At 33.8% G+C, this 21,438-nt stretch carries 17 protein-coding genes and 3 tRNA genes; 13 read left to right on the top strand and 7 right to left on the bottom strand.

The features are described 5' to 3' along the window. Positions 1–49 precede the first annotated feature (49 nt). The 5 genes from ACQY29_RS01305 to ACQY29_RS01285 are packed head-to-tail and all read left to right on the top strand — an operon-like array spanning position 50 to position 5,251. Positions 50–1,702 carry a peptide MFS transporter gene (locus ACQY29_RS01305; protein WP_428223462.1) on the top strand — a complete coding sequence of 551 codons (1,653 nt, stop codon included), beginning with the start codon at positions 50–52 and terminating at the stop codon, positions 1,700–1,702. 9 nt (positions 1,703–1,711) lie between these two features. After that, entirely contained in the window at positions 1,712–2,743 is a 1,032-nt protein-coding gene (locus ACQY29_RS01300; protein WP_428223461.1) for a PDDEXK nuclease domain-containing protein, read from the top strand. 1 nt (position 2,744) lies between these two features. Then, positions 2,745–4,220 (top strand): peptide MFS transporter, encoded by a 1,476-nt coding sequence (locus ACQY29_RS01295; RefSeq protein ID WP_428223460.1) that lies wholly within the window; start codon positions 2,745–2,747, stop codon positions 4,218–4,220. Positions 4,221–4,270: 50 nt separating this feature from the next. Further along, positions 4,271–4,729 carry a thioredoxin family protein gene (locus ACQY29_RS01290; RefSeq protein WP_428223459.1) on the top strand — a complete coding sequence of 153 codons (459 nt, stop codon included), beginning with the start codon at positions 4,271–4,273 and terminating at the stop codon, positions 4,727–4,729. Positions 4,730–4,741: 12 nt separating this feature from the next. After that, on the top strand, positions 4,742–5,251 hold the full coding sequence (locus ACQY29_RS01285) for a thioredoxin family protein (protein ID WP_428223458.1): 510 nt from the start codon (positions 4,742–4,744) through the stop codon (positions 5,249–5,251). 7 nt (positions 5,252–5,258) lie between these two features. Here ACQY29_RS01285 and ACQY29_RS01280 read toward each other — a convergent pair whose 3' ends face one another. The 4 genes from ACQY29_RS01280 to surE all read right to left on the bottom strand — a co-directional run bounded on the left by ACQY29_RS01280 (position 5,259) and on the right by surE (position 9,674). Beyond that, the gene (locus ACQY29_RS01280; RefSeq protein WP_428223457.1) at positions 5,259–7,289 is read right to left on the bottom strand and encodes a ComEC/Rec2 family competence protein; all 2,031 of its coding nucleotides are present in this window, start codon (positions 7,287–7,289) and stop codon (positions 5,259–5,261) included. Between the two features lie 230 nt (positions 7,290–7,519). Then, positions 7,520–8,635, bottom strand: coding sequence for a lipid-A-disaccharide synthase (gene lpxB / locus ACQY29_RS01275; RefSeq protein WP_428223456.1), 1,116 nt, complete (start codon positions 8,633–8,635; stop codon positions 7,520–7,522). Further along, positions 8,636–8,908: a hypothetical protein gene (locus tag ACQY29_RS01270; RefSeq protein WP_428223455.1), complete on the bottom strand. Its 273-nt coding sequence runs from the start codon at positions 8,906–8,908 to the stop codon at positions 8,636–8,638. Further along, on the bottom strand, positions 8,895–9,674 hold the full coding sequence (gene surE, locus ACQY29_RS01265; RefSeq protein WP_428223454.1) for a 5'/3'-nucleotidase SurE: 780 nt from the start codon (positions 9,672–9,674) through the stop codon (positions 8,895–8,897). Before surE ends, ACQY29_RS01270 begins: the two co-directional genes overlap by 14 nt. Positions 9,675–9,801: 127 nt before the next feature. On the opposite strand from surE, the gene ACQY29_RS01260 reads away from it, so the two are divergent. The 4 genes from ACQY29_RS01260 (at position 9,802) to ACQY29_RS01245 (ending at position 17,922) form a co-directional block, all read left to right on the top strand. Continuing rightward, positions 9,802–11,976, top strand: a complete 2,175-nt coding sequence (locus ACQY29_RS01260; protein ID WP_428223453.1) for a carboxy terminal-processing peptidase — start codon at positions 9,802–9,804, stop codon at positions 11,974–11,976. A 174-nt stretch (positions 11,977–12,150) separates the two neighbouring features. Continuing rightward, entirely contained in the window at positions 12,151–14,799 is a 2,649-nt protein-coding gene (locus ACQY29_RS01255) for a gliding motility-associated C-terminal domain-containing protein (RefSeq protein ID WP_428223452.1), read from the top strand. Positions 14,800–14,823: 24 nt separating this feature from the next. Next, positions 14,824–15,750 (top strand): PorP/SprF family type IX secretion system membrane protein, encoded by a 927-nt coding sequence (locus ACQY29_RS01250; RefSeq protein ID WP_428223451.1) that lies wholly within the window; start codon positions 14,824–14,826, stop codon positions 15,748–15,750. Positions 15,751–15,816: 66 nt separating this feature from the next. Next, entirely contained in the window at positions 15,817–17,922 is a 2,106-nt protein-coding gene (locus ACQY29_RS01245; RefSeq protein ID WP_428223450.1) for an OmpA family protein, read from the top strand. Between the two features lie 277 nt (positions 17,923–18,199). Here the strand turns inward: ACQY29_RS01245 and ACQY29_RS01240 are convergent. The 3 genes from ACQY29_RS01240 to ACQY29_RS01230 all read right to left on the bottom strand — a co-directional run bounded on the left by ACQY29_RS01240 (position 18,200) and on the right by ACQY29_RS01230 (position 18,508). Beyond that, positions 18,200–18,272: transfer RNA gene (locus ACQY29_RS01240), tRNA-Phe, on the bottom strand. Between the two features lie 35 nt (positions 18,273–18,307). Next, positions 18,308–18,380 (bottom strand) — tRNA-Phe (locus tag ACQY29_RS01235). A gap of 55 nt (positions 18,381–18,435) precedes the next feature. Continuing rightward, positions 18,436–18,508, bottom strand: a tRNA-Phe gene (locus ACQY29_RS01230). Positions 18,509–18,627: 119 nt separating this feature from the next. Between ACQY29_RS01230 and ACQY29_RS01225 the strand changes: the two genes are divergently transcribed. From ACQY29_RS01225 to ACQY29_RS01210, 4 genes are read left to right on the top strand one after another with little or no spacing between them, the layout of a single operon-like run. Next, positions 18,628–19,362 (top strand): type III pantothenate kinase, encoded by a 735-nt coding sequence (locus ACQY29_RS01225; protein ID WP_428223449.1) that lies wholly within the window; start codon positions 18,628–18,630, stop codon positions 19,360–19,362. Continuing rightward, on the top strand, positions 19,355–20,599 hold the full coding sequence (locus ACQY29_RS01220; protein WP_428223448.1) for a hypothetical protein: 1,245 nt from the start codon (positions 19,355–19,357) through the stop codon (positions 20,597–20,599). The genes ACQY29_RS01225 and ACQY29_RS01220 overlap by 8 nt, the downstream gene beginning before the upstream one ends. Beyond that, positions 20,592–21,146, top strand: coding sequence for an LPS export ABC transporter periplasmic protein LptC (gene lptC / locus ACQY29_RS01215; RefSeq protein WP_428223447.1), 555 nt, complete (start codon positions 20,592–20,594; stop codon positions 21,144–21,146). The genes ACQY29_RS01220 and lptC overlap by 8 nt, the downstream gene beginning before the upstream one ends. Positions 21,147–21,172: 26 nt before the next feature. Then, positions 21,173–21,358, top strand: a complete 186-nt coding sequence (locus tag ACQY29_RS01210) for a hypothetical protein (RefSeq protein WP_428223446.1) — start codon at positions 21,173–21,175, stop codon at positions 21,356–21,358. The last annotated feature ends 80 nt before the right edge of the window (positions 21,359–21,438 follow it).

The following is a 21,438-nucleotide window of genomic DNA, read 5'->3' as shown; positions in this document are numbered from 1 at the left end:
ATCTTTCAAGCCCGTAACCATCGTTACGGGCTTTTTTAATATATAATTTATGAAAAACAAACACCCTAAAGGATTATTATTTTTGTTTTTTACTGAAATGTGGGAACGTTTTGGTTATTATCTCATCATTGGAATTTTTGTTTTATACATGATTGACCCAGCAGCTACGGGCGGGCTAGCATTTACAGACAAACAAGCCGATGATATTTTTGGTAGTTTTATTGCATTGACTTATTTGACTCCGTTTTTAGGAGGTTATATGGCCGACCGTTATTTAGGCTATTTCAAATCGGTATATCTTGGTGGTGCATTGATGGGATTAGGTTATATCGGACTTGGTTTTCATAGTCTTACCGCTTTTTATATTTCCATGGCATTAATTGTAATAGGTAATGGTTTTTTCAAGCCTAGTATCTCGACATTAGTAGGAAACTTGTATTCGGATGAAAAGTATAAAGCTAATAAAGATTCTGGATACAATATTTTTTATATGGGTATCAATTTAGGAGCTTTCATCTGTAACATTATTGCTGCTTTTATGCGCAATCAATACGGTTGGAGTGCGGCTTTTACCACGGCAGGAATTGGAATGTTTGTAGGATTAATCGTCTTTACTCTAGGGAGGAAGCATTTAGAGCATGCCAATGTAACCAAACCGGTTCAGGAAGGTGATATTTCGTTAGTAAGTATTTTAGGAAAAGTGTTTGTGCCCGCTATTATTTGTGGGGCTATCGGTTGGATGATACCAGATAATATTTTCAAATCAGATTCTACCGATGCTTTTATTTTTGCATGTATCCCAGTCGTTATTTTCTATGTAAGTTTATATGTAAAAGCGAATTCAGAAGACAAACGTCCGTTAGGTGCTTTACTGGCAATTTTTGCAGTGGGTATGTTATTTTGGGCGGTTTTCAAGCAAAATGGTACAGCTTTAACACGTTGGGCAAATTATTATACTGACCGTCAGGTTACAGGAACTACGGAAAGTGCTTTGTCTTCAATTTATTTGGTTGACCAAAAAGATTATGTGACTAAAGAAGTTCAGAAATACGACCATCAGTTTCAAGCGGAAAAGGACGATAATGGCGAACCTATTAAAGTGCAAGGGAAAGAGGTGTATTTCCAAAATGAAGCTCCTGAAAAAGTGGCTGTTTTAGAAAATAATCCTGACCAAAAAGTTTCGCTTATCAACACTGAATTATTTCAGTCGGTTAATCCAGGATGGATTATCTTGTTAACGCCTGTGGTAGTTGGTTTCTTCATGATGTTACGTCGAAGAGGGAAAGAACCAAGTACACCAACAAAAATTGTTTTGGGATTATTTATCTCCGCTTTATCGTGTTTGGTCATGGTAGCTGCGGTTTATGCAGGTAGCAATGGTGCAGTAAAAGTATCTCCTTTATGGTTAGTAGGAACGTATGGCGTGATTACTATAGGAGAATTATGTTTATCGCCTATGGGCTTGTCAATTGTTTCTAAATTGGCACCGCCTCGTTTAACAGCCTTAATGATGGGTGGTTTCTTTTTGTCTATTTCCATTGGTAATAAATTGTCTGGGGTGTTAGCAAGTATGTGGTACGATTATGAAAACAAAGCCAATTTCTTTATCGTTAACATGTTGTTGTTGCTTTTTGCTACAGCATTAGGGCTTTCTATTTTGAAACGTTTGAATGCGGTAATGAAAGAGAAAGGGATGAATTAATTTGAGAACATGAATAAAAATTTGCCAGATAAAATACTATTTGCTGATATTTCGAATTTAATACAGGAAAGCAAACAACAGGTAGCAAGTACTATTAATGCAGCTATTAGTATTTTATATTGGCAAATAGGGCATCGTATTTTGTCCGATGTTTTAAACCATCAAAGGGCTGAATATGGAGAGAAGATAGTCATTGAACTTTCTGTCCAATTAACAGAAAATTTCGGAAAAGGATGGAGTGAGAAACAACTCCGACAATGTATCAAATTTGTTGAGGTTTTCCCTGAAATGGAAATTGTATACACACTGTGTAGACAATTAAGCTGGTCACACATTAGACAAATTATGTATATCAATGATTCTTTAAAAAGAGAATTTTACATTGAAATGTGCAAAATTGAAAAATGGAGTGTTCGCACATTTAAAGAGCGTATCAATTCTATGCTATATGAACGAACAGCCATTAGTTCAAAACCAGATGAATTAATTAAGTCAGAATTAGCACAGCTTAAATCAGCACAAAAACTCTCGCCTGATTTAATTTTTAGAGACCCTTATGTGTTGGATTTTTTAGGGTTAAAAGATACGTATTCTGAAAAAGATTTAGAAGATAGCATCTTATTCGAGCTTGAAAAATTCATCATTGAATTAGGGTCGGACTTTGCGTTTATGGGCAGGCAAAAAAGAATCACTATTGATAATGAAGATTATTATATTGATTTATTGTTCTATCATAGAAGATTAAAAGCGTTGATAGCTATTGAGTTGAAACTCGGTAAATTTGAAGCTGCTCATAAAGGACAAATGGAATTATATTTAAGATGGTTAGAAAAACATGAAACTCTAGAAGGTGAAAATCCGCCCATAGGATTAATCCTTTGTGCTTCAAAAAATAAAGAACATGTGGAGTTGCTACAATTGGATAAAAGCAATATTAAAGTCGCTGAATATTTGACACAATTGCCCGATTTTAAATTAATTGAAAACAAACTCCATCAAGCCATTAAAAAAGTTAAAAATAAAATAGACAATCAAGAATAAGATGCAAACAATAGAAGAAATTCAGAATTTTAAAGGGAAATACCCAAAACAATTGTGGTATTTGTTTACGGTGGAAATGTGGGAACGTTTCTGTTTTTACGGTATGCGAGGAGTGCTTACTTTTTTTATGGTCGACCAGCTTAAGTTAGCTGAAGATGTATCTAATTTGCAATATGGAGCCATTCAAGCTTTTGTGTATGCCTTTACTTTCATTGGCGGTATTTTTGCAGATAAAGTACTAGGGTTTAAAAAATCATTAGTTTTTGGAGGTATCGTAATGATTTTAGGGAATTTGCTTATCGCTTTCTCTCCCCAAACGTTATTCTACTATGGGATTGCCTTTTCAATCATTGGGACTGGTTTTTTTAAACCTAATATTTCATCCATGGTGGGTGAGTTATATCATACTGACGACCCAAGACGCGATGCGGGTTATGGAATGTTTTATGCTGGAATTAATATTGGTGGTTTCCTAGGGGGAATTTTATGCATTTATTTAGGTAAATTTTATTCTTGGCAGTTGTGTTTTCTATCGGCGGCTATTGTTATGTTTTTAGGATTGGTAACTTTTATGATGACCAAAAAGCATTTAGGGCCAATTGGTGATTCACCTTTAGTACAATTAACGGATAGCAAAAGAAAAATGAGAGAAATCTCAGTTTATGTAGGTTCAATATTGAGTATTCCTCTAATTTATACCATGGTACGTAATACGGCATATACCGATTATTTTATGTACACTATTGGAATTGTTGCGTTGGCTTATTTTGCTTTTGAAACGTTCAATATCAAAAATATAAGTGGTCAGAAAAAACTCATTGCTGCTTTTTCATTTATCTTTTTCTATTTCTTATTCAATGCTATTTATGAGCAAAGTGGTGGTTCTTTATCGTTGTTTGCTAAGGATAATTTGAGTAGTAATTTGTTAGGTTTTACCGTTGACCCCAATGCGGTGAATAATAGCTCAAATACTTTGTTTGTTATCTTGTTGAGCCCAATTATTGGGTTGATTTGGTTGTGGTTAGCAAAACAAAAGTTGGAACCTAATACATTAATCAAATTTGGAATCGGATTTTTGTTCCTTTCGGCATCGTTCTACATCTTTTATTATACACGTTTCTTTGCTGATGTAAATGGAATTACATCGCTTAATGTATTTACTTTTGCTTATTTCATAACTACTATTGGTGAGTTGTGTTTAGGACCTATTGGAATGTCCATTATAACCAAATTATCCCCAAAAAGATTATTCGGAATGATGATGGGATTATGGTTTTTAGCCAGTGCTTTTGGACAATTGGCTGCCGGTAAGTTAGGTGCAGAGATTTCACAATCAAATACGGGTACAACTTTATTATCTAAATTACAATCTTATACAGATGGGTATTATACTTTAGCAATTTACGCTTTAGTGGCGGGTGTTATTCTGATTTCGATTTCTCCTTTGATTAAAAAGTTGATGCAAGACGTGAAATAATTTTGTAATTTCGGCATTGTTTTTGTTGATTGAAAATTAAAAAAATAACGATGAAGAAAACTTTACTCATATTATTATTTACTCTCGGAGGATTTACATTATACGCCCAAGAAATTAATTGGTTAACTTTGGATGAAGCTTTAGCAAAGCAAAAGCGTGCTCCTAAACCTATTTTTATGGATGTTTATACCGAATGGTGTGGGCCTTGTAAACTGATGGACAAAGGGACTTTTAGAGATGCCGAAGTGGTGGATTATGTCAATAGAAATTTTTATGCGGTAAAGTTTAATGCCGAAGGGAATTCGAAAGTAACGTATTTGGGCAATAGTTTTGCTAATCCTAACTACGACCCAGACCGCAAAGGGCGTAACAGTGCACATGAATTGACTAAATTTTTAAAAGTACCTAGTTATCCAGTTATGTACGTTTTGGATAGTAGAGGTAATGTGAAAGAAATTATTGAAGGGCCTAAAGACCCCGCAGATTTATTACGTTTGTTAAAAAATTAAAAGAGTATTCTTATGAAGCTTATTCAAAATAGTTGTTTGGCGTTATTAGCCTTTTTAATGGTGAGTTTTGGTGAACTTCCTAAAAAAAGTACGAATACTACCGAGTGGCATACCGATGTTGCTAAGGCGGTTGAAATAGCTAAAAAGAAAGATAAACCTTTGTTTTTCTTTTTCACAGGAAGCGACTGGTGTGGCTGGTGTATACGTTTGCAAAAAGAGGTTTTCAAAACCCCTGAGTTTGAAAAATGGGCTAAGGATAATGTGGTTTTAGTCGAGTTAGATTTTCCTAGACGTGCAGAACAAGCGGAGAATATTAAGGCTCAAAACGCACAACTGCAACAACTGTTTCAAGTAAGAGGCTATCCTACGGTATGGTTTGTGCAAGCGCAAGACAAAGAAGGTAAAATCAACTTTCAACAGTTAGGAAGCACGGGTTACGTAGCTGGTGGCCCAACCGTTTGGATTGATGGTGCTAACAAGATTATTGCGAATTATGTTTCGAATAAGAAAAAGAAAAAATAAGAACAGTTTAATTCAATCGATAGAATCCCTTTTCATACGTGCTATGGAAAGGGATTTTTAGTTTTGCACAAGTTTTTTTACTCCAAGCAATATAGTTTTTATAATTTGACGCATCAGCTATGACTAGTTTTGGATGATAACGTTGGAGGAAACGTTCTAAATTTAGCTTAGGAGAATGGCTTAAAATAAGAATATCTAGAGAGCTGACATTCGGATAAATCTTAGGGTTGTTCAGTATCAAAATGCGTTTTTGTTTTTGAAAAAGTACATTTTTCAATGCTTTTTTTGAATGCACTTCTGTAAAATTATCCATGGCATAATCGTCTATCATACGTGTTTCAAAGCTTTCTTTTTCGATGAGACTGTCAGAATAAATCGTGAGTTGTTTGTTTTTCTGTTGCGCAATCAACGTTTGCTTTTTTGCATGAAACACGATAAGTTCTTCCTTGTTTTGTGTGAATTGTTTCTGCATCCATAGTAATTGAAATGCGAGTAGCGTGAGTAAACTGTAGAGTGCTGTATTAAATTTGGGCTGATGTAGCCAACGAAAGAATAGTAGCAATAGTAGATAGGCAACTACCAGTAAACCTATGGTAAAGGGGATTTTGGTTAGTACGAATGTATCCCAAGAAGCCAATTGATTAATAATTAAATTCATCCATTGGATGCTTTTCGCTAAACCGTCGGTCATTATTTTAGGAACGATGTCAAAATATCCTAAGACTACCACTAGAGCACCCAAGGGCATAATGATGAATTCTAATAAGGGAATGACGACTAAGTTGGCTATAAAAAATAAACTTGGAAACTGGTGAAAATAATACAAACTCAACGGTAATGTACCTAACTGTGCCGCAACGGATACCGTGAATAGTTTCCAGAAAAATCGTGTGATTTTGTGTTTTGGTTTATAAAAAGCAGATAAAATGGGTTCAAGGCTAATTAAGGAAAAAACGGCTAAATAACTTAATTGAAACCCGATGTCAAACAAAAAGGCAGGTTCGAATACAAGAATGATGATTAAAGAGGCTACGGTTGTATTATAAATATTTGTTACGCGTTTTAAGTGCAACCCAATGGCAATGCAACTGAACATGACCGTAGCACGAACTACTGAAGGGGCGAGTCCAGCCACGCAAGCAAAACTCCATAGCCCAACTAAGGTAAGTAGCAATTTGCCGTAAGTCCCCAAACGATTTTTAGGGAGATAATTTAATATAAAATGAAGAAAATAGAGTAATATGCCTACATGGAGTCCGGAAACCGAGAGGATATGTACCACTCCAGTAGATTGATAGGATTTTAAGGTTTCTGGGGCTATATCTTGTTGTTGTCCTAAAATTAAGGCATTTACTACGGCTAATTCTTTTTCAGGAAAATTTCGTTTTTCTAAATTGGTTTGTATGCGTTGTCTAAACTGGTCGGTGTAAAATCTGAAATCACGAATAGGATAGGGAAGTGGTTTGATATCTTGAAGTGTAGAAAATAGTTGCCCATAAATGTTTTTGTTTTCTAGATAACGTCCATAATCAAATTGATTAGGATTGGTAGTTTTGAAATGCTTGTGTATGTTGCCGTGCACGAGTAAGACTTGCCCGACATAAAAGTTGTTTTGTAGTTCCGATTTTTTAATGTTTAAAACGATTTTTCCAGAAACAGTTTGCTGATTCATTTTTTGTATCGTCAAGATATAACGATGGTATTTTGTACTACTTTTTAGTCGTTCCGTAATATGAACTTTTAGGTTGGTGTCTTTTTGATAATTGAAATGTGTGAAATGATTGGGTTGTAAATCGTCTTTGTGTATTTGACTAATGAAAATACCTGTAAAGACAAAAGTAAAGGTAATGGCAATTGAAAATAGCAAATGATTTTTAAGTTGTTTTCTAGAAAGGTAATGGCCCAAAAAAGCAATACCAATACTTCCCAGAAGCATTACTATGGTTTGAACTATTGAAATGCAGAGGTAATGGGAAATACTAATGCCTAGTATAAACCATACCGCAATTTTTATCAATGGAAATTGATAAAGCTTCATGAAAAAATATTGTTTAGTTTGCGTTTGTTTGTGCTGTTTTTTTGACAGTCTTATAAATTTAGGAATAAAATTTTATTTCAGGAAATTAAGCCGTTGTTTTTTAATACGAGACCTAACAGGTTTTAAAATCCTGTTAGGTCTAATGTTAGATAAAAAAAGAAATCGCAACAGAAATTAAGTTGATTTCTCTTGCGATTCTGAAGTATATTTTGAATTTTTTAATGGAGCAATTAAACTTTTAAACTTGAAACAATCAATTTTGCAGTAGCATCACTAGCGCCACTTCCACCAAGGAGTTGTTGTAAGTTGTTAAAATTTTGAAGCATTTTTTCTCTTTCTGAACCCTCTATTATTTTTGCTAATTCCGCTTTGATGTTTATAGTATTGCATTCATTTTGAATCAATTCGGTCACAATAGGAGCGTCCATTATCAAGTTGACTAACGAAATGTATTTCAAGGTAATAATACGTTTGGCAATTTGGTAGGAAATCGTACTTCCTTTGTATAGTACTACTTCAGGTACTTTAAACAATGCGGTTTCTAAAGTAGCGGTACCCGAGGTAACTAAGGCAGCATGAGCAATACTGAGCAAATCGTAGGTTTTGTTTGAAATGAAATTAATGTTTTTTCCATTCAAAAATTGTTGGTAAAATTCGAACTCCTGACTTGGTGCTCCTGCAATCACAAACTGATAATCCGGAAAGGCATCTACTACGGATAACATCTCGGACAACATTTTTTTTATTTCCTGTTTACGACTACCAGGGAGTAATGCGATAATAGGTTTGTCTGACAAATGATGTTCAGCTCGGAAAGCTTTTTCATCGGTATCTGGTCTGTTTTTAATGGCATCTAATAGAGGATGTCCCACAAAAGATACCGGGAAATTGTGCTTCTTTTCATAGAAATCTTTTTCAAAAGGGAGTATGACATACATTTTGTCGACATCTCTTTTGATAGCATTGATGCGATTTTCTTTCCATGCCCAGATTTGTGGAGAAATATAATAGTGCGTAGGGATACCTTTCTCCTTGGTCCATTTGGCAATACGCATGTTGAAACCAGGATAATCTATAAAAATGATAGCGTCAGGGTTGAAATCCTCAATGTCTTTTTTGCAAATTTTCAAGTTATTCAAAATGGTTTTCAAATTCATTACCACTTCTATAAAACCCATAAAAGCCAAGTCACGGTAATGTTTTACCAAAGTTCCTCCAGCGCTTTGCATCAAATCGCCACCCCAAAAACGAATATCGGCTTTTGGGTCTTCTTTGTAAATCCCTTTCATAAGGTTGGCACCATGTAAATCACCTGAGGCTTCACCTGCAATAATATAATACTTCATTTATACAAACAATGTAATTAGTGTTAGAATAATAGTGGCTAAAATTACACCTCTAGCCATTAGTTCCTTATTTAGTTTTAAGAGTCCAAAAAAGCAAATAAGGTTCATTACAGCTCCCATGGTAATCACTTTGCCCAAGAAACCCATGCTTTTCATGTGCTGAACGCCTTCTGCAAAATGATATGCAGTGAAGCATTCAAAAAATAAAAAAGTTCCAACAAACGTAGCTATAAACCCGATGATAGTCCCGTAAAGTAAATCAATCTTTTTCATGGAATTCCCAGTTGTTTAGTTCTTGGATATAATGGTGTGCGGTCAAATCAAACTGCACAGGAACAATAGAAACATAACCTTGGTTTAAAGCCCACTCATCGGTATCTTCTCCTTTGTCTTCACAAACAAATTCACCTGCTAACCAGTAATAATCTTTCCCAAAAGGAGATTGGCGCTTGTCAAAACGCTCAATCCATTTGGCATTGGCTTGACGACAAATTTTTATTCCTTTAATTTCTTCGGCAGGGAGTTTTGGAATATTTACATTCAAAACTACACCTTTAGGTAAACCATTTTCTAAAACTTCTGTAACGATTTTTCGTATGTAGGGTTTTACTGCTGAAAAATCGGCTCCCCATGAAAAATCACAAAGGGAAAATCCAATAGAAGGAATTCCTTCGATACCTGCTTCAATCACAGCGCTCATCGTACCGGAATAGATAACATTAATGGCTGAATTAGAACCGTGATTGATGCCCGAAACACACAAGTCAATTTTTCGATTCAAGATTTCATACTTAGCCATTTTGACACAATCGGCAGGTGTTCCAGAAGTTGTATACTCAGTTACAGGAGCATTTTCGGGTGATATTCTGTCTAAATGTAATGTTTTGTTAACGGTAATTGCGTGTCCCATACCGCTTTGTGGACTGTCAGGAGCCACGACTATAACTTCACCAAATTCACTTACAATATCAATTAAAGTTCGTATGCCAGGAGCGGTAATGCCATCATCGTTGGTTACCAGTATTAAAGGTTTTTTCATTGAAAAAATAAATAATTTCTACGGCTAAAATAGGGATTTTAAATTGTAGATGCTAATTTTACTGCTTTAACAAAAAATTATCTAAACCGTTGTGCATTGGCATAATTTTTTATGTACTTTAGTAACTATGAATGCAATCTGGATGTTTATGAGAAAGAATTACAAATTACTGCTAGGTGTTGTAGCGGTATCGGCAGTTTTGTGGAGTTTTAAGCCTAATTTTAAAACAGAAGATCCCGAAAAGGATAAAGCTTTGCTGGAAATGATTACTGTGGTAATCGATAATTTGCATTATAATCCAGCAGCAATGGATGATAGTTTTTCGAAAAAAGTTTTCGAAAATTTTATTGATGCCCTAGATCCTTCAAAACGTTTTTTTATTGAATCTGATATTCGTGAATTCAAAACTTATGAGCTGGATTTGGATGATATGATTCGAGAAAAAGATTTGTCATTTTTTAACTTGATCTATGATAGATTGCAAAAAAGAATGACTGAAGCAAAGGTTATTTATAGAGCGTTGAATGACAAACCGTTTGATTTTAATGTAGATGAAACCTATAATATTGACACTGATAAAGTTGAATTTGCAAAAAATTATAACGAATTAAAGAACAGATGGCGTTTACAAATTAAGCTTTCAACTCTGGCTTCTGTAGTTGATAAACAAAAGTTAGAAGACGAGAAGAAGGCTAAAGATGCTAGTTATACAGTAAAAACGATTGAACAACTCGAAAAAGAATCAAGAGAATCTGCTATTAAGAACTTGGATGAATACTTCGAGTTTGTAAGCGATTTTGATAAAGAAGATTGGTTTAATGTTTTTTTGAATTCTATAGTAGTTCAGTACGATCCACATACTTTTTATTTTGCTCCTGAGGAAAAAGAAAAGTTTGATATTAGCATGAGCGGAAAAATGGAAGGCATTGGCGCACGTTTGCAAAAGAAAAATGATAATACGGAAATCTCGGAATTAATCTCGGGAGGTCCTGCTTGGAAAAGCAAAGAACTAGAGCCTGGGGATGTGATTTTAAAAGTTGCACAAGGAAGTAGTGAGCCTGTTGAGGTTTCAGGAATGCGTTTGGATGATGTGGTTAAGAAAATTAAAGGACCTAAAGGTACCGAAGTTCGTTTAACTGTTAAAAAAGTAGATGGATCAATTAAAATTATACGTTTGATAAGAGATGTGATTGAAATCGAAGAGACTTATGCTAAATCAAGTATTATTGAGAAAAATGGCAAAAAGTTTGGTTTGATACATTTGCCGAAATTTTATATTGATTTTGAAAATGATGACAACCGTGATGCTGCTAAAGATGTTGAGGCAGAGGTGTTGAAATTAAAAAAAGCGGGTGTTGAAGGGATTGTAATGGACTTGCGTGATAATGGAGGCGGTTCTTTGAAGACGGTTGTTGATATTACAGGTTTGTTTATTCAAGATGGGCCAGTTGTACAAGTGAAATCATTAGGTGATAAAAAAGAAGTGTTGGTAGATCATAACCCTAAAGTGCAATGGGATGGTCCTTTAGTGGTGCTTCAAAATAATTTTTCGGCTTCTGCTTCTGAAATATTTGCTGCTGCAATACAAGATTATAAGCGTGGTATAATTATAGGAAGCAAACAGTCTTATGGAAAAGGAACTGTGCAAAATGTTATAGATTTGAAACAGTTGAAATATCCTGGAATTTCCAACTTTGGTGAAATTGGGGCTCTGAAATTAACGACTCAGAAATACTATAGAATTAATGGTGGAGCAACGCAGTTGTTAGGGGTTGCCAGTGATATTGTAGTGCCAGATCGATATTCTTACATGAAAATAGGTGAGCGCGATGAGAAAAGTGCATTGGCGTGGGATAAGATAGATGCGGCTAATTATCAAGCTTCGGGGTCAATATTAAATTTTGGACAAGTAGTAGCAAATAGCGCTAAGAGAATAGCTGAAAATCCACAATTTAAATTGATTGATGAAAACGCTAAATGGATTAATGATCGTAAAGATGATGATATTGTTAGTTTGAAAATGGATAAATTTATAGCTGAGCAAAAAAACATTGAAGAAGCGACAAAGAAATTTAAAGAAATCACGAAATATAAAAATTCGCTTTCAATTTCTAATTTGATGGAAGAAGCAGAGCAGCTGAAAAAAGATCCTACTTTTGCTCAAAAACGTAAAGATTGGTTTGAATCGCTTTCTAAAGATGCTTATTTAGATGAAGCTATAAATGTGTTGAATGAAATTAAAACACCTGCAACTATAAAGGCTTTAGCTGTTAAAAAGCCAAAAGTTTTGGTTAAATCATAAGTTTTTTTAAATATCTAGGAAGACCATTTTCGAAAGATTATGGTCTTTTTTTTGTGCTTTAAAAGAAATTTAGAAGTGTTTTGACGGTTAAAGTGTATATTTTATCGATGTTTTTTGTAAAGAAACATATTAACAAGAAAATAGTGCCTAATTTTGTAAATATTTTGAGGCATTATGTTGAAAGCTCCCTTTTTTAAAATAATTTACTATTGTTGCCTTTACTTTATCTTTTTATTTATTGTAAAGCCAACTGTTTATGCGCAATGTGCTGGTGGTGACCATGAGATTACTATTTGTGATATAACGAACCCCACTAATACAGCGGTTAATCTATTTAATTATATTCAAGGTCCATATCAAACTGGAGGAACTTGGACAGATGACATGTTAAGTGGTGGCTTAAATAAGACTACCGGACTATTAAATGTGCAAGCTATCAATGAAAGCGGAACATATACGTACACATACACGGTTTCTGGGGTAAATGGATGTGCTGATAATACAGCTACTATTAAGATTAATGTAGGTCCTTATGCTGGTGTTTCAAGCAAAGCATCTGTCTGTGGTGAAGCTTCGAGCTATAATTTGTTTAATATATTTGATACTAGTGGTTCTAATTTGAGACCTCAATCAAATGGACATTGGTTTAATGTGACTTCTGGAATTCCTATTTCTGGGAGTAACTTTAATCCTTCTGCCGTAGTACAAGATGACCCAGTTACCATTAAATTTACGTATACGGTTGATCAAGTAGACACTTGTCCATCTCAAAAAGTAGATTTAGAATTGACAGTACATCCGCCTGCTTTTGCAGGTACACCTGTAGATATCAATTTATGTAGTACCGATGATTTAACGAAATTCACCAACGTTAATTTATTTGATCAACTTATAGGTGAGGATGAAGGAGGTAAATGGCACGATGATAATGCAACTGGAGAAATTACTTCGTTATTGGATTCTACTATAAACGTTGAAGAGATTTATAAGAAGTTTGGTCAAGGCGTTTATGGTTTTACTTATACAGTAAGTCCGAAAAACAAGTTCATCTGTCCTGACAGAAGTAAAACCGTTTATGTTAGAATTGAGACCTATATTGATTATGCCAATATAGATCTCACTATTAATCCTGAAAAGATATGTTTTAATGAACTAAATCAAACAACTTTTAATGCAACCATACGACAGAACCCTGTAAAAATGCCAGATGGAGACTATGTTATTAACATAGGGCTAACAGGCTCAGGCGGGAGTACTCGGGTTTTGAATTTTAACAACGGAATTGCAAGGTTTGAAGTTCCCAAGAATAATTTTCTGCAACCTGGTATTTATACATTAGCGATTGTAAATATTAAATCCGTAAAAGCATTAGATATCTGTGATAATAATTTTGTTATAATTGAAAAGTCGATAAAATTAAATCCTATTCCAAATATGGATACGGCAGTATTGAATATTGATGAAGTTTGTCAAAAATCAGATGCTACTGTATTAGTCGAAAACGCCTTAGGTTTGATAGATGGAAATTATACAATTACCTATTCACTTTCTGGAGTAAATGCAGTTGCAGGTCAATTAGCGCAACTGGTTGTTAAAAATCACCAAGGGTTTTTTGTGATTCCTGGTGATTTTTTATTAAAGGATGGCAAAACAAATATTCAAATAACATACGTGTTAAATAACGATACGGGTTGTGCAAATACAGTAAATTTAAATAAAGATTTTGTTGTGAAACCACGTCCCGATGTCTCTAAATTAAACATAACTGCAAGTAGTGTATGTTTAGGCAATGATGTAAAAGTGATTGTTACGGGGTTGGGTACTTTGATAGATATTAATTTGAAATATGTGCTTTCAGGGGGTAACAATGGAACATACGATGCATTGAATTTAAAAGTTACAAATGGAGAAACCTTTTTTCTAATTTCTGAAAAAAAATTAACAAATATTGGTGAAACAACCATAGCTGTTGCCTTAATTGAGAACATTGCAAATTTATGTTCTAGTACTGTCGATAATATAAAAATTACATTTAAAATACATCCTATTCCTTTAATTCCTGTGGCCTCTGATCAGGTTTTTTGTGAAACGCAATCAGCGACCATTACCGATTTGTCTCCTAAGGGGAATCAATATAAATGGTACACTTCTCTAACTAGTACAAATCCATTATCTTTAGCTGATCCCTTAGTAGAAGGTAGTTATTTTGTGAGTCAATATAACAGTGATACTAAATGCGAATCCGATAGAAAAGAAATAAAAGTTTCAATTATAAAACTAAATCAACCAGCTTTAATTGCGAATGGTGATCAATTTTGTGGAAAAACAAAACCGAAAATTTCTGATTTATCTGCAAATACGAATATGGTGAATACGATTGTATGGTACGATGCCCCAGTAAATGGTAATTTATTCCAGTCAGATGATTTGTTAGTTGATCAAACGATATATTACGGTTTTGATAAGGACTTAAATTCTGGTTGCTTGTCAAAATTGTCTTTACAAGTTCTAGTTTCTCTTTCTAATTGCGATGATAGTAATTTTTATGTTCCTGATGGTTTTTCACCGAATGATGATGGAATTAATGATACTTTTCATATCCCTGATATCGAATTTATTTATCCTAAATATACTATTGAAATCTACAATAGGTATGGTAATTTGTTGTTCGAAGGAAATAAAGATCACTTGTGGGATGGCAAGAACCATAATTCAAATTCATTAATGAATGGAGTGGTTCCTAATGGTGTCTATTTTTATGTATTGTATTTTAATAAAGATAATAAACCTACAAAACAAGGACGTTTGTATTTGAATCGTTAAATGAATATGAAAGAGATGAAAAAAATGCATTACATATTAGGTTTGTTCCTTTTTTGTCAAACAATCCTTGGTCAACAAGATCCTCAATATACGCATTATATGTATAATATGGGTGTGATTAATCCTGCTTATGCTACTGCAAAAACTGCTATGTTAGATCTAGGGCTATTATATCGATCTCAATGGGTTGGGGCTGTAGGTGCTCCAAAAACATTAACGGCTTTTGGACATTTACCTGTTGGAAAAAAAATAGAACTCGGACTTTCTTTTATTTCTGATGATATAGGAGATGGAGCAAAAAAAGAAAACAATGCTTATGCTGATATTGCTTATGTTTTACAATTGAATGGAAATCAACGTTTGTCATTTGGTGCAAAAGTAGGTTTTACTAATCTAAGTACTAATTTCAACGGCTTTAGGTTTGAAAATGAAAACATAAGTTCGGATAAAGCTTTTGAGCAAAATTTGAATCTTTTTAAAGGTAATTTAGGATTTGGAGCATATTACTTTACAGATCATTATTATGTGGGTTTGTCTGCGCCAAATATTTTGCCTTCAACACATTTGGAAGAAAAAAACGGCATTAAAGCATTGGGTTCAGAAAATATACATTTATTCGCCACAGCTGGATATGTGTTTGAGGTCAATGAAGATTGGAAGCTAAAACCCGCTATGATGGCTAAAATGATTAAAGGCACACCTATTTCATTGGATCTTTCAGCTAATGTATTATATGATAACAAATTTGAATTTGGATTGGCATACAGACTTAAGGATGCTGTAAATGGATTGGTAGGAATGAAAGTTGCTAAAGGTTTAAAAATAGGGTATTCTTATGATTATACGCTGTCTAATCTTGGGCAATTCAATTCGGGGACACATGAGGTGTTTCTGTTATTTGGATTGGATTTGTTAGGGAAAGGCTATGATAAATCACCTAGATTTTTCTAAACCTAAATGTATTTTTTTGGAGTGCAGATTGTTCAACCTGTTTGTGCTAAATTAATTTTTTGACCGATGAGAAAAATAATATACTTCTTCGTTTTATGGCTTTCTGTGCAATCCATATGTGCGCAAGAGGGTGATATGGAACGCGCTAATCGTTTTTTTGAACGTACTTATTATAGCGAAGCTATCCCTTTATATGAAAAAATAGTAAAAGAGAATACCTCAAAAGAAGTTGTTCGAAATTTAGCAGATGCCTATTTTTATACCAATGATTTAAAAAGCGCACAACGCTACTATCGATTCTTTATTAAGAATTTCGGTAAAGAATTAGATGAGGAGTATTATTTCCGATTTTCGCAAACCTTGAAAGCTACTTCTAGTTTTGCCGAAGCGAATGAAGTAATGCTGAATTTTTATAAGAATAAAGGAGATCAGGCTATTGCTGATAAATACACCCGTGATTTAGTTATTCTTGAGAATGTTACCGCCATAGGGGAACGTTATAGTTTGCAAAACTTAGAAATTAATACTGATAAATCAGAATTTGGAGGAGTGGTTTTTGGGAATCATTTGATTTATGCGGGTGCTAAAAGCAATCCTAATGCATTGGATAAAAAGTACAAATGGAACAATGAAACCTATCTGAATTTACTGTCAATTCCAATTGCAAATAGTGATAAGAAAGATTCACTAGCGGTTGATTTTTCAAGTGAATTGAACTCAGTTATGCATGAAGCTTCCGCTGTTTTTACTACGGATGGTAAAACGGTTTACTTTACAAGAAATTTCACTAAGCCAAGTGGGAAAAGAGCGAAAAACGAAAAGAAGGTTTCTGTTTTATATATCTATCAAGCTGAATTGGTCAATGGTAAATGGGCAAATATAAAAGCGTTACCATTTAATAATCCTAATTACTCTATTGCACATCCTGCTTTAAGTCCTGATGGTAGAAAAATGTATTTTAGTTCTGATATGCCAGGTGGATTTGGTTCTTACGATCTCTATGAAATTGATTATAATGAAGGGGCATGGGGAGATCCTAAAAATTTAGGACCTTCTATTAATACTTCCAGAAGGGAGCAATTTCCATTTTTGGCTAATGACAATAAACTATATTTTTCGTCTAATGGACATCTTGGGTTTGGATCGCTGGATGTTTTTGTTTCAGAAGTCACCAAAAATGGTTTTACACAACCAGTAAATGTAGGTCTGCCTTTAAATTCAGGTACTGATGATTTTGCATTTTATATCAATTCAGATACTCAAAAGGGTTATTTTTCTTCTAACAGAAAAGGAGGAAAAGGAAGTGATGATATTTATGCTATTACACAATTAAAGCCATTGGTTGTAGAAGATTGTATGCAATATATAGCTGGTGTAGTCACAGATGAGAGTACAAAATTGCCATTAGATAAAGCTAAGGTAACTTTAATTGATGCATATACTTCTGTGGTAGTTGATTCGGTAGAAGTGTCTGAATCGGGTAAATACAATTTTAAAGTACCTTGTGAAAAAGGATTTAAAATAAAGGCTTCGAAAGCAGATTACAATGAAATTGAAAAGAGTATATTTCTACAAAAAGAGCGCAATAAGATAAATAGTGTTGACTTCGCATTGAAAACTTTGGCAAAAATTAATGAAGAAAATTTAATTGCCCAACAAAACAAGGCTAAAGCAGAAGCAGAAGCTCAGCAGTTAGCGTTAGAAAAAGAAAAACAGTTAGCGGATGCTAAATTGAAGGAAAATGAATTAAAGAAAAAAGCAAGAGTCAAAGAGCTGTTGAAAAATGAAAAAGATGTAGTTGAAGAACAAGATAAATTATTAATCAAAACAGAGCCTATCTATTTTGATTATGATTTGTGGTACATCCGTCGCGAATCGAAACCCGTTTTGGATAAAGTAATCGCTATGATGAATAAGTATCCAGATATGAAAGTAGAAATAGGTTCACATACCGACATTCGTGGTGGGAGAACTTATAATCTTATTCTTTCAGAAAATAGAGCAAGAGCCACTAGGGGTTATTTTATAGATAAAGGCATAGATCCGAATCGTATTTCTTCAAAAGGATATGGTGAATCTCAACCTATAATTAAATGTACTACTGAGGAATCATGTAACGAAGAACAACATGAGTTGAATAGAAGAAGTGAATTTGTGATTAAAGACTTGTAAAATTAGGTTTTAAAATAGAAAGACTCTTTAGCTTTTGGTTAAAGGGTTTTTTTATGCCATTTTAACTTTAAAATTACCAAAATTCAAATGTCTTATGAAAAATATTATTTGTAGTACAATAGCATAATTTTGATCAGTGTCCCCTTGAGGGGACTATAGGGGGGAAGAATTGTTCTTTTTTAAAAGGAAAATTCAAAAATGAAAACGGTATCAGATTTTAAGTTTCGATTGCTTTCCCAAAAGGCACAAAAAAAACCGCTTCTAAGCGGTTTTTAAGTGGTACCTCCAGGAATCGAACCAGGGACACACGGATTTTCAGTCCGTTGCTCTACCAACTGAGCTAAGGTACCATTAATTTTTTGAACGTAATCACTTTTGTGATTTGTGGTACCTCCAGGAATCGAACCAGGGACACACGGATTTTCAGTCCGTTGCTCTACCAACTGAGCTAAGGTACCAATAATTTTTTTTTTTTTTTTTTTTTTTTTTGAACGTAATCACTTTCGTGATTTGTGGTACCTCCAGGAATCGAACCAGGGACACACGGATTTTCAGTCCGTTGCTCTACCAACTGAGCTAAGGTACCATTTCTTAAAGCATCACTGCTTCTCGAATGCGGATGCAAATATAGGCGTGTTTTTCGTTTCTGCAAAATATTTTTTTAAAATAATCTCTTTGTATCTTTGTAAAAAGACTTAATTGCAGATGGTTTTAATAGTTGATGTAGGAAATACTAGAGTTAAAGCGGCTGTTTACGAGAAAGATACGTTGACGGAGTTGCTTGTTTTTAATGTTGAATTTTTTTTAGAAGAAATTGAAAAAATTTTAAAAAAATATTCAAAAATCAAGGAAATGGTGCTTTCTAGTGTGGGTAATCTAAAGGAAGATACATTAATGGAGCTTCGAAAAGTTGTAAATATTCATGTCATTACTCGAGATTTGAAATTTCCATTTCTAAATAAATACGCTACACCTCAAACATTGGGAATAGATAGAATGGTTATAGCGGCTGGTGCAGTTTTGCAGTTTCCTCAAAAAAATCGATTGATTATTGATGCAGGAACCTGTGTAACTTATGATTTTGTAGATAGTAATGATGTGTATCACGGTGGGGCAATTTCGCCAGGGTTACGTCTTAGATACGAAGCCATGCATGCATACACGGCAAAATTGCCGTTACTGACTTTGCAAGAGGTTGAAGTGTTAATTGGTGATACAACTAGTTTAGCTATGCATTCGGGGGTTGTAAATGGTTTGACTTTTGAAATTGATGGTTATATTGATCACTTGAAAGGAGCACGCGAAAACTTTATCATAATTTTAACGGGTGGGGATGCTAATTTTTTGGCTAAACGATTAAAAAATACCATATTTGCCAATTCAAATTTCTTAGTGGAGAGTTTGAGTAAATTATATCAATATCAAATTGGCAATGTTTAAAAAAATAATTTTAGGAAGTTTTTTTCTTTTCTCATTACATAATCAAGCACAAGAGGGTACTGCTTCTGCATACTCGGCTCATGGAATTGGAGAAATTAAGTTTAAAGGTACAGCTGAAAACCGCTCAATGGGAGGGATGAGTGTTTTGAATGATAGTATTAATATTAATATTCAAAACCCAGCGGCACTAACCTCGTTAAAACTAAGTAGTTTAACGGTTGGGGGAACATTTGCTTTTAGTGATTTAGTATCAGGCTCGGTTGCAGAAAAAACTCAGCGTACGACTGTCGATTATTTTGCAATGGCTTTTCCAGCAGGAAAATTAGTGGTTAGTTTAGGGTTGTATCCGTATACCAGTATAGGGTATAAGATAGATAATGTAGCAAATGGCCTAAATACAAGAGCAATAGGTTCTGGAGGTTTGAATCGTTCTTTTGTGGCTGCTGGATATCAGTTGAATAAGAAGTTTTCTGTGGGAGCGGAGTTTAATTACGATTTTGGAAAATTTGAAAAACAGGCTGTAGTTAGTAATTCAGAAAATGCTAATGGTACTTTTGAGAAGAAAACAGGACAATTGTCGGGAACTAATTTTAAACTAAGTACTTATTTTAAGACTAAAATTGCTAAGTATGATTTAGTAAGTTCGGTGTATTATTTAATGCCTTTATCGTTGACTTCAGACTATAAAGTTAATCAAGGTGTTTTTTCAACGTTAAATGGTACAGAGACAAATTCGACAGATCCTCGTTTTAATGTTGAAAATAGACTTAATTTAAGAAATCAGGCGGTGCTATCTTTTGGCTCAGGTGTTGGTTTAGATAAAAAATGGTATGTAGGTTTTGAGTCTCAATTCCGTTCTGCTGGTGATTTGATGCAAGGAACTGTTGCTGGCGCTGACTTAAATCCGTATTTTGAAGCTTCTTCTAAAATTATTTTAGGAGGTTATTATACACCAAAGTATAATTCATATACTAATTATTTGAGTAGAGTAACCTATAGAGCTGGAGTGCGTTATGAAAACTCTGGATTAGTAATTAAAGGTGAATCTATTAAGGATAAAGCTTTTACACTAGGTTTAGGTTTGCCATTTGGAAATGGGTTTTCAAATTTGAATTTTGGAGTAGAATTTGGTAAGAAAGGAACAACAGTAAATGGTTTGCTTCAGGAAAATTATACCAATCTTTCAGTAGGGTTAACTTTTAGTGACAGATGGTTTGTTAAACGTAAGTATGACTAAAAAAAACAACAATATATTAGTGGTAAAAGTGTGGCTGTTTCTTACGGCTTCACTTTTTTTTATTTCTTGTGAAAATAGTTTGAATGAAGTAAGGAAAATTAATTTAAAAGAAATTAATCCTACTGGGGTGGCAAAAGATTTTAATTTGAAATACACGGATTCAGGGAAAATTAAAGCGGTTTTAATTTCACCTGAAATGTTAGATTTTTCAACCACTGAATTTCCTTTTAATGAATTTCCACAAGGATTGAATTTGACCTTTTATGATGAAAATGGGAATAAAAATTTTGTAACAGCTAAATATGCGGTTTCTTATGCGGCTACTTCCTTATTTGAGTTGAAAAATCAAGTGATTATTTCTACTTATGATGGGAAACGATTAGAAACAGAGCAGTTGTATTACGATCAAAAAAACGAATGGTTTTTTACGGAAAAACCTTTTAGGTTTACAGATCGAGGGAGTGTTATTAACGGAGTTGGAATTGATTTTAGTAAGAATTTTGACTTTTTGGATACCCAGCAAATTCAAGGAAATTATAGTTTGTAAAACATAAAATATAAAATATGACATACATGAAATACACGCAATATGCGTACTTAATTGCAGCAGGATTTTTATTCTTTGATGCCTATTCAAAAATGAATTCAGGGACAGATACTCCTTATTTGAGTTTGATTTTAGGAATGGGTGCTGTAGCAATGTTCTTCTTTCGTAGAAAATTTGCTAAAAAATATGATCCCAAAAATAATAATCAATAAAAATTTAAACTTTAATTTAAAATAAAAGCGAACTTATTTTATTATTTCATAGATAATTGTATTTTCGCCATCTGAATTAA

Source organism: Flavobacterium sp., from assembly GCF_965262375.1.
In the GTDB taxonomy this organism is placed as follows: Bacteria; Bacteroidota; Bacteroidia; order Flavobacteriales; family Flavobacteriaceae; genus Flavobacterium.
Note: the sequence above shows the minus strand (reverse complement) of the source record. Positions and strands in the feature narration are given on the sequence as shown.